At 70.4% G+C, this 9,483-nt stretch carries 9 protein-coding genes and 1 pseudogene; 3 read left to right on the top strand and 7 right to left on the bottom strand.

Annotated elements, in window-relative coordinates:
* Positions 1-96: 96 nt before the first annotated feature.
* Both ACTMTI_RS29125 and ACTMTI_RS29130 read right to left on the bottom strand, forming a co-directional pair.
* Positions 97-1,575 (bottom strand): class I adenylate-forming enzyme family protein, encoded by a 1,479-nt coding sequence (locus tag ACTMTI_RS29125; RefSeq protein ID WP_441123739.1) that lies wholly within the window; start codon positions 1,573-1,575, stop codon positions 97-99.
* Positions 1,565-3,076, bottom strand: a pseudogene (locus ACTMTI_RS29130) (NAD(P)-binding domain-containing protein); the annotation flags it as partial. The pseudogene ACTMTI_RS29130 and the gene ACTMTI_RS29125, both read right to left, overlap by 11 nt.
* Before the next feature lie 105 nt (positions 3,077-3,181).
* Here ACTMTI_RS29130 and ACTMTI_RS29135 point away from each other — a divergent pair.
* The gene (locus tag ACTMTI_RS29135; RefSeq protein WP_441123740.1) at positions 3,182-4,759 is read left to right on the top strand and encodes an aromatic amino acid ammonia-lyase; all 1,578 of its coding nucleotides are present in this window, start codon (positions 3,182-3,184) and stop codon (positions 4,757-4,759) included.
* On the opposite strand, the gene ACTMTI_RS29140 is transcribed toward ACTMTI_RS29135, so the two are convergent.
* Entirely contained in the window at positions 4,653-4,937 is a 285-nt protein-coding gene (locus ACTMTI_RS29140) for a winged helix-turn-helix transcriptional regulator (RefSeq protein WP_441123741.1), read from the bottom strand. The genes ACTMTI_RS29135 and ACTMTI_RS29140 overlap by 107 nt on opposite strands.
* Positions 4,938-5,137: 200 nt before the next feature.
* Here ACTMTI_RS29140 and ACTMTI_RS29145 point away from each other — a divergent pair, with 200 nt between their 5' ends.
* A complete protein-coding gene (locus tag ACTMTI_RS29145; RefSeq protein WP_441123742.1) occupies positions 5,138-6,085 on the top strand; it encodes an alpha/beta hydrolase in 948 nt (315 codons plus the stop codon).
* Here ACTMTI_RS29145 and ACTMTI_RS29150 read toward each other — a convergent pair.
* On the bottom strand, positions 6,043-6,282 hold the full coding sequence (locus tag ACTMTI_RS29150) for a hypothetical protein (RefSeq protein ID WP_441123743.1): 240 nt from the start codon (positions 6,280-6,282) through the stop codon (positions 6,043-6,045). The two genes, ACTMTI_RS29145 and ACTMTI_RS29150, sit on opposite strands and share 43 nt — an antisense overlap.
* 103 nt (positions 6,283-6,385) lie before the next feature.
* On the opposite strand from ACTMTI_RS29150, the gene ACTMTI_RS29155 reads away from it, so the two are divergent.
* Positions 6,386-6,775, top strand: coding sequence for a DoxX family protein (locus ACTMTI_RS29155; RefSeq protein WP_441123744.1), 390 nt, complete (start codon positions 6,386-6,388; stop codon positions 6,773-6,775).
* Between the two features lie 365 nt (positions 6,776-7,140).
* Here ACTMTI_RS29155 and ACTMTI_RS29160 read toward each other — a convergent pair whose 3' ends face one another.
* From ACTMTI_RS29160 to ACTMTI_RS29170, 3 genes are all read right to left on the bottom strand, one after another.
* Complete coding sequence (locus ACTMTI_RS29160) at positions 7,141-7,851, bottom strand: SIMPL domain-containing protein (protein WP_441123745.1); 711 nt, start codon at positions 7,849-7,851, stop codon at positions 7,141-7,143.
* A gap of 303 nt (positions 7,852-8,154) precedes the next feature.
* Positions 8,155-8,649 carry a carbonic anhydrase gene (locus tag ACTMTI_RS29165; protein ID WP_441123746.1) on the bottom strand — a complete coding sequence of 165 codons (495 nt, stop codon included), beginning with the start codon at positions 8,647-8,649 and terminating at the stop codon, positions 8,155-8,157.
* A 504-nt stretch (positions 8,650-9,153) separates the two neighbouring features.
* Complete coding sequence (locus tag ACTMTI_RS29170) at positions 9,154-9,330, bottom strand: hypothetical protein (protein WP_441123747.1); 177 nt, start codon at positions 9,328-9,330, stop codon at positions 9,154-9,156.
* Between the last annotated feature and the right edge of the window lie 153 nt (positions 9,331-9,483).

Below are 9,483 nucleotides of genomic sequence, written 5' to 3' on the forward strand. Positions count from 1 at the left end.
CCCGATCCGGACGGTGAGCCGGCGGTCAGGACGGATCACGAGCGGCTGGGCCGGGTGTTCGCCATCCTCAGTGGGCGTCCCTTACCGCGCAGCTGATCACGCGGTGCCGTCCGCGACTCGTGGTACTGCGGCCATCAGAAGGCGCTTGTCCGGTTTGCCGTTCGGCGTCAGCGGCGCCTCGTCGATGACGGTGATGGTCGCCGGCATGCATGCATCACCGAGCTGCTCACTGACCAGCGTCCGCAGCGAACCGAGGTCGAGGGCCCTGCCCGCCACTGGTACCACGAATGCGTGCACCGCCTCGCCGGTGTCCTCGTCCGGGGCGCCGACCACGTACGCCTCCGCGATGTCAGGAGAGGTGGCCAGGGCCCGCTCGATCGGGCCGGCGTAGTAGAGGTTCGCGTTGACGATGATGACGTCCCGCGTCCGCCCGACCAGGTACAGTCGCCCGTCCTCGTCGAAGTGGCCCAGGTCACGGGTGCGCACCCATCCGTCGATGAACACCTCCGCGGTCTGCGCGGGCTCGGCCCAGTAGCCGATGGCCTGCGCAGGTGTGCGGACGTACAGTTCGCCGTCGACACCGGCCGGGACCTGCTTGCCGCCCGCGTCCCGGATCACGACGTCGATGACGTCAGGCGGGAACCCGACCGACGGCGGGACATCCGAAGGTTCGGCCATGGAGATCGTGCCGGTCTCGGTCTGCCCGTAGCCCTGGAACACGACCGGGCCGAGGACGTCGAGCGCCTCGCGCAGCCGGGACGCCTCCAGCGGCGACCCGGACACCATGAGCGCCCGGAGGCTGCTCAGGTCGGCCGGGGCGCTGCGCTGGGCGGCGACGAGTTTGTACAGGCGGGGCACGGTGATAACGCTGGCGGTCGCCCGATATTTGGTGATCGCGTCGGGGAACGCAGGCGGGTCGGCGGCGACCATGGTGCCGCCCGCGGCGAGCGTGAGGACGCCGTACTCCATCATCACCTGGCTGCTCAGCGACCCGAACACGAGGTAGCGCTTCAGCCGGGACGCCAGTTCCCGGATCGCCGGTGGCCACGCCGCCGGCCGGGCGGTCCAGGCCGCGTTCATGGCGGCGTAGGTCTGCGCGCATGCCTTCGGCGTGCCGGTGCTGCCGCTGGTGTAGATGAGCCGGGCGACGTCGTGCGGCCGGCCGGACAGGTGCAGCGGGCCGCCCTCGTCGGGTGCGGCCAGCAACTCGGAGACGGTCAGCGTGTGCGGCGCGTGCTCTGGCCCGGTGGCCGCGTCGGTGACGACCGCGGCGACGTCCTGGTGGAGCACGTGGCGCAGCCGGCTGTCGGACAGCCCGGGCCGCACGCCGACGACCCGGGCTCCCACGGCGTAACCGGCGATCATCGCGGCGAACGCTTCAGGGGTGACGCCGAGCATCATGGCGAGGCCGTCCCCGGGCCCGATGGCCGCGGCGCGCAGCCCGGCCGCGAACCGCCGTACGAGGCCGAGCATCTGCGCGCCGGTGACAGTACGGGCGCCGTGCTCGAAGACGGGCCGGTCCCCGGCCGCGGCCAGGAGGTCCAGAACGGACCGCGGGTACGGCTCAGCCGGCATCGGCAAGGCATTCCTTGACGAAGACGGCCAGCGGCTGCTGATGCACCGCCGGCAGGTCCCACCGGTTCTCCAGGTTCTCCGCGAGGTGGTGGACGCCGGCCGGCGCGTCGTCGCGGTAGTACCGCACCACCGGGTGCAGGTAGCTCGCGTCGTGGGCGTTGGCGGCGTCGTTCTCGGCGACCCGCGGGACCGAGATGTCGAACGGGTCGACGGCGTCATGATCCGGCCCGTACTCCAGGGTGACGACGAACCTGTGGCCGGCCTGGCCGAGCCCGCCGTCGGCGACATACGCCACGGGGACTTCCTGCTGGTACAGCGCGGTGGCGCCGTTGTTTACGGTGATGACGTCGCCGAGCACGCCGAACTGCTGCCACAGCGCCGAGGAGCGGTTGACCCGGGCGATGATCGCGTCACTGATCGCGTCCGGGGCCGGCTCGACCTTCTCAGCCGGCCAGATCTCGCCATGGTAGCGGGTGGCCAGGATCCGGTAGAGCGCACGCACCCCGTACCGGAAGCCGTGGATGAACCCGCTGGTGGACTTCTTGAAATCGCGTTGCTGGGTGAGCGTGCCGGCGAAGTACAAACCAGGCACGGTGGTCGACTCGTACGTCGGCGTCTGCTCGGGGAAACGGTCGTTGATGACCAGCGCGGGCCGGCAACTGTCGTCGAACGCCGAGGCATCGAACCGGAAACCGGTGCACACGATCACCCGGTCGTAGAACAGTTCGCGCAGTGCTTCCACGGTCCGGACGTAGCGGAACATCACCCGGTAACGACCGTCGTCACGGCGTTCGATGCTTTCCACCGTGCCGTCGAGTACCGAGTTCTGGGATTTCAGCTGGTAGGTGTCGAGGAAATTGTTGTTCACCGCGCGTAGGTGCCCGACGTAATGGGACTGCCAGGCCAGCTTGACGGAGTGCGGCCCGGCGACGTGAATGACCGCGGCCTTTTCCATGAGGGCCTCGGCGGTCTCGAATCCGGAATTGCCTTTGCCGATCACCAGGACCTGCTGGTCGACGAAGGAGCTCGGGTCGGTCTCGAACGTGTCGTAGCGTTCCGCGGTCTCGATGCCGGGGATCGGCGGGATGTACTGCTGCGAGACGCCGGTGGCCACCACCAGTCGCCGGCCGCGCCATGAGCGTCCGCTGCGGTCGGTGGCGGTGAACCCGTCGTCGTCCCGGCTGATCCGGACGACGTCGGTGTCGTAGTGCACCCGGACTCCGGTGGCCGACGCGAAGTCGGACAGGTAACGCACGAGATCGTCGGCCTGCGGAAAGTACCGCTCGCTGTAGCGGGTGAACAGCAGCTCAGGATCGTCGCTCAGCAACGAGTTCCAGTCCATCCGCAGCCGCAGCTCCGGGTCCTCGTACCCGGTGTGCACCTTGTTGATGGAGATCAGCTGGCGGTGCCGCGGGAACCGGGTGAAAAAGCTGCCCGGCCCGGCTCCGCGCTCCAGGACGACATAGTCATGACCGCTGCGTTCCAGCAATGCGGCGAGCTGTAGCCCGCCGGCCCGGCCCCGATGATCATGTAGTCATGCACCATGATGTGAAAGCTATGGATCAATTCTCAGAGGTTTCTGAGAATTCGCTTCTATGGTCCAGACATGCCCGCCGTCGACGGCTCCGTCAACCTCAGCGCCCCGCTACGCCCCGCCGACCTGCACCGCGCCGCGACGCCGGTGCCTGTCGTGGTCGACGAGGCCGTCCGCAGCCGCGTCCAGCGCGGCCGCGACTACCTTCGCAACGTGCTGAGGGAGGAGGAGCGTCCGGTCTACGGCGCGACCACCGGCTTCGGCGCCCTGGTCGGGTTCCCCGGCCGGGAGGAGGAGGCGGACCAGTGTGACAACACCCTGGCCCACCTCGGTGCCGGGCAGGGGCCGGAGCTGCCCCATGAGGTGAGCCGGGCCGCGATTCTCGTGCGCGTCTGGTCTCTCGCGCAGGGCGTGTCCGGGGTTTCCGCGCACGTGGTCGACGGGCTCGCCGCGATGTTCGCCACGACGTTCGTCCCGGCGGTCCCCCGCTACGGTTCGGTCGGCGCGAGCGGAGACCTGATCCCGCTCGCCTACGCCACCCAGGCGCTACGTGGCCGGGGACAGGCGTATGCCGACGGCCGGCGGATGCCCGCGGCCGAGGCGCTCCACCATGCCGGGCTGACCCCGTTGACGCTCGACGGCCGGGACGCCCTCGCGCTCGTCAACGGCACCTCCCTCACCACCGCCGCAACCGCCCTGGCTCTGGACAGCATCCGGTCCTCACACCGCGCGATACAGGCGCTCACCTGTCTGCTGGTCGATCTGCTCGGCTGCGACCCGGGCTTCCTCAACCCGCGCTTACTCGACGCCTATGGCCATCGCGGCGCGGTCGACGTCGCCGACGGCATGCGCAAGACCCTTGCCGGGATCAGCCCGGCCGGCACCCGCGCGCTGCAGGAGCCGTACAGCATCCGCTGCTCGCCCCAACTGCTGGGCGCCGCCGAGGACGCCCTGCGCTACGTCGACGGTGTCGTCGAGGCCGACCTGTCCAGCGTCAGCGACAACCCACTGTTCTTCCCCGATGACGACCTGGTCGTGCACGGCGGCAACTTCTTCGGACAGCCGGCCGCCTTCGCCTCCGACGTCCTGGCGATGGTTACCGCTCAGCTCGGCAACCTCGCCGAGCGGCAACTCGACCTCCTCGTCGACCCGGCCCGCAATGGCGGCCTGCCCCCGATGCTCGCCGCCGGACCTGGCCGCCAACACGGGATGCAGGGCGTACAACTCGCCACCACCGCGTTCGTCGCCGAGATCCGCCACGCCGCCGTACCGGCCGGCATGCAGAGCCTGCCGACCAACCTGCACAACCAGGACGTGGTGCCGTTCGGCACCCAGGCCGCCCTTCGCGCCTACGACATGGCCGCGCTGCTGCGCCTGCTCTGCGGCTCGCTGGCGGTGGGACTGCGGCAGGCAGCGTACGTCGGCGCGCGCCGCCCCACGGCCCCGGAGTGTGCGGCGCTCCTCGATGCCCTGGTCGAGGCGATCCCTGCGGTCGATCCCGACCGCCCGTTGGACGCCGATGTCCGCAAGGCCGCCGACCTGCTCACCGCAGTACTTCCGAGCTGGTACCACCGGTCGGCGATGGCATCGGGGTCGCCTTCGCCTCCGCCGGGGACGATCGGGACGCCCACGCACACATGGCCGACGTAGACGCCCTCGGCGGCCAGGTCGCCCTGGATGGAGGTCGCGCCGGCGCCCTGCCCATCACGTGGTGGAGCAAGAGCCCGAGGTCGGTCAGCTCGTACGTGACCGTGACCGGCACCGTCGGCGTCACGGTGCGGGTGACCAGCCCATCGCGCTCAAGGGAGCGCAGCGTCTGGGTGAGCATCTTCTGGCTGATCCCGGCCAGCCGGCGAGGAGTTCCCCGTCCTTCCCCAGCGTGCCGGCCACATATCGGGACCAAGTGTCAGCGTGTTCGGGCGTCACTTCTGCACACGCTGGTGGTCATCGACAGCATGGGCCTGTGGATCGATGATGTCCGGGTGGAGGACTTCGTTCGAAGCTTCCGCAAAAGCGAAGGAGCTCCCCATGCCGCTCGATCCCGACGCCCAGGCCCTGGCTGAAGCCCTCGACGCCCTGCTACCCGGTCCGCTGCACAGCCTCGGCGTGGACGGCGCCCGTGCCTTGGCCGAGCAACTCGGCGAGCAGAGCACGCCACCGCCCCCGCTGCACCTCGTCGAGCAGCGTACGATCCCCGGCCCCGCCGGGGAGATTCCCGTCCGCGTCTACCGCCCGAGCCCGGAGACTGATCTTCCAGTTCTCCTCTACTTCCACGGCGGCGGCTGGACCATCGGCACCCTCGACGGCGTGGAGGGACTCTGCCGCACGCTGTCGGAGAAGGCCCACTGTGTGGTCGTGTCCGTCGACTACAGGCTGGCCCCAGAGCACAAGTTCCCGGCCGCCGTCGAGGACTGCTACGCGGCCCTCGAGTGGGTGGCGGCCCATGCCGGCGAGATCGGCGCCGACGCCGGCCGGATCGCCGTCGGCGGCGACAGCGCCGGCGGCAACCTCTCCGCCTCGATCTCCATCCTCGCCCGCGACCGGAACGGACCACAGATCGCCCTCCAGCTCCTGGTCTATCCGGCCACGGAATATGCCGTCGAGCGGGCATCATGGCGCGAGCACGCCACGGCGTCCTTGTTGACGGCCGAGGACGTCCTCTGGTTCTGGGGCCACTACCTCCGGGACGAGGCCGACCGCTCCGATCCGCGCGCCACTCCCTCCAACGCGCCCTCGCTGGCCGGCCTGCCTCCGGCGTTCGTCCTCACCGCCGAGTACGACCCCATCCGCGACGATGGCGAGCAGTACGCTCAGCGGCTGCGTGAGGCCGGAGTGCCGGTCATCGCTAAGCGGTATCCGGGGGTCTTCCATGGCTTCTTCACCATGGTGGGGCTGCTGGGCAAGACGAAGGAGGCGCTGGAGGACGCGGCCGCTCAGCTCAACGACGCGTTCGCACGTCCTCGCGCCGAAGGCTGAGCCCAGGCCTCGCGGCCTTCCTCGGCCGCGACGGGGAAGACCAGGGCGGCGACCTGGTCGTCGTCGTAGTGCTTGCGCACCTGGGCCCAGGTCTCGCCGGACACGCCATGGTGGGCGTCGTCGAGCCGGGTGCCCTCCTCGGTGAGCGCCGGCGTGGACGACAGCATCGCCACCATCGACTCCGAACCGTCTGCCACGAAGACAGCAGAGCGAAGAAAAGTTGGCCGGAGTTGTCGAGATGGTCGTCATGCCTCCGACAGAAGGGGTGAAGGCAACGGCACACCAACCATGGAGACGTCGATGACCAGCCCCACCGCCACCACCGCTCCCGGCACCTCGATCCGCCGCCGTACCCGGACCGTGCTCACCTGGGTCGTCCAGGTCGCGCTCGCCGCTCAGTTCGCCGCCGGCGCGCTGCTGAAGCTCGTCGGCGACGCGCAGATGACGGCCATGTTCGCCGAGATCGGCGCGGGCCAGTGGCTGCGGGTCGTCGTCGGCGTCCTCGAACTCGCCGGCGCCGCCGGACTGCTCGTGCCGCGGCTGGCCCGGACGGCCGCCGCCGGCCTCGCCGGCCTGATGCTCGGCGCCACCGTGACCAACGTCGCGGTGCTCGGCATCAGCCCGGTGATGCCGCTCGCGTTCCTGCTGCTCGCCGCCGCCATCACCGTACTGCGCCGCCACCCGCGCTGACCCCGCCACCCCCGGCTTCATCAGGAGAGCTCAGGCGAGATGGGCACATGAGGCACGTTGAATCGAACGCGCGTCGTCGGCATGGCGCACGTCTGCCGGCATAGTTCTCGGCATCGGCAGGTGAGGGTGCTGTCCTATGTCGCGGTGGCCGGCCAGGTGGTCCACGCGCGCTCGTCGGCATAGGTCTCGGGAGTGATGCCGAGGGCGGCCAGTGCCCCGCCGGAGTAGGCGCGGTTGTAGGTGCCGGCCCAGGCGATGGCCTGCGCGGGGGTGGCCCGGAGCCAGATCGCGGCGGCATCGTCCAGGTGGAGGGTGCTGCTCGACCGCCCTGAGCCGCCTGCCCACAGGCCGGCCGAGCAGGGAGGTCAGATCAACTCGTACACCGCACGCACCCGCATGGTGACCGTGCCCTGGCCGGGGCTGATGAATGACGCGTCCGCCTGCGCGAACCGGGGCGCCGGCGTGTCTGCCTCCTCCTCCTCCAGCTTCACGACCCGGCCCAGCCGCCGGCCGCTGAGCGCCGCGTACGCCTGGCCCTTGGCCAGCGCGTCACGGTACGCCGCCGCGCGCGCCTGCGCTATGAGCGGCTCGATCTTGGAGACCTCGAAGGAGATACCGTTGATCCTGACGTCCTCCCCCACGGCCGCGACCGCGTCCACGACGGCGTCGGCCCTCGACAGGTCGCGCAGCACCACCTCCACGTTCTGCGACGCCCGGTACCCGGCGATCTTGGTGCCGTCCGGCTGATAGTCCGCCCCGAAACCCAAGCCGCTCGTCTGCACGTCGGTCTTGGCGACGCCGGCCTTCAGAAGGGCGTCGGCGAGGCTGGCCCGGGCGCTCTTCACGGACGCGAACGCCTCCGCGGCCGCGCCCTTGCGCACCTCCACACCCACGTACAGGCGCATCGTGTCAGGCGTCGCCGTGACGCTGCCACGCCCGACGACGGTGATCTCGGCCCGCCCGCCCAGTACCTCGGACGGCGCGGGCGCGGGCTCGGAATGGGCCAGCGCGGGAGCGGCAGGCGCTCCCAGAAGGGCAAAGGCCGCGCAGGCCATTGCGACACACAACTTGGTCATGCGCACAGGGCACCACCGGCCGGGCCGCACGCCGCGCCATCCACTCCCGGCGCGGGCGAGACTTGACCGAGCTGGGGCCGAGGCAGGGCAGCGGCGAAGGCCTTCTTTGCCCCGGCCATGTCTCGGCATCCCGGCCATAAGCGCGCCGCGCGGCAGGCGAGATGGAGGGACACGCCTCCATCGGGTGCCACCGGAATACGGCTGGTCCCGCAGGCCCTACTTCCGAGGCTCGCGCACCTCAGTCTGCTCGTCCAGCAGCGCGCGGGCCTGCCCGTACGATAGGCGGGCGGCCGGCCGCGGGTTTCACCGTGCGGAGGCAGCAGCCCTGCCCAGGCCATGGGAGGCGACCAGCTGCGCACTGCCGTCGGCCAGCCGGTAGGACAGGCCCGCCACGGCGAGGCGGCCGGCGGCCACCTGCTCGGCCAGGACGCGGGAGCGATCCAGCAGCAGGTCGACGGTGTGCCGGATGTGCTCGTGGAGGATCTCCTCGGCCTGGTCGTGTCCGGCGGCGCGGGCCGCCAGCACGCTCGGTGTCACCCGCTCGACGACGTCACGGACGAAGCCGGCGGGCGCCCTGCCGCCGTCGGCGGCGGCGCAGGCAGCGGCGATGGCCCCGCACGAGTCATGGCCCAGGACCACGACCAGCGGGCAGTCCAGCACGCTCACCCCATACTCGATGCTGCCCAGCACCTCCGAACCGACCACATGCCCGGCCGTGCGGACCACGAACAGATCACCCAGTCCCCGGTCGAAGATGATCTCGGCGGCCAGCCGGGAATCGGAGCACCCGAACAGCACCCGCGAAGGGACTCTGAGCCGGTGCGGTCTCGGTGCGGCGCGCGGCGTCCTGGTTGGGGTGCTCCGGCGAGCCGGTGACGAACCGCTGGTTGCCGTCCAGCAGCATCTCGAAGGCATCATCGGGAGTCAGCCTCAGTATCTCGGTCATGGCCGCAGGCTACTGGTATCAGGCTACGGCCGGCCCTCCCTGCCGCCCTCAACGATGAAACCCGGCCGGTCGTCGCTGAACTCCGCCAGCCCCGCCCCTGCGCAGCGTGTCGCGAATCCGGCCGGCGTCCCGGTCCCGCTCGCTCGCTGTCTGGCCGGACCGGCGGGCAGCCTGCAGTTCCGCGACGGCGGTGTCCAGGCCGACGAGCGCCACGCTTATCCCTCAGAACGGCGTGACGTGCTGAGGTGGCACCGCGGCGTTCCCGCCGGCCCGAGCCACCGCAGGCCTCACATGGCTTCTCCAGCGCGCCGAGCATCTCCGCCCAGAACTCAGTGTGATTCACGTGGTACGGCGTGTCACCCGTAGGGCCACGCGCACTTGCTGGAGGAGTCGGGCGAAACGGCGGCGGCCGCAGCGGAGTACCGCGCCGCCGCCAGGCGCACCACCAGCTTCCCGAGCAGCGCTACCTGCTGACCCGCGCCGCCCGGCTCGACGCGCTGCCACGAAGCGACACCCTTGAGGTTCCTCTCCACGCGGTGGCGCGACGAGTTTCACCAACTGGGTGTTTATCCCCTTGTCAGTATTTGGGTAATACGTTATGTTCTGCGCCATACGTCCGGTTTGTGCCGGTCGTGTTTTGACCATCGCATGACATCACAGGCCCACCTGTGACCGCTGAGTCCGCC

Source organism: Nonomuraea sp. H19, from assembly GCF_052068215.1.
Lineage (GTDB): Bacteria > Actinomycetota > Actinomycetes > Streptosporangiales > Streptosporangiaceae > Nonomuraea.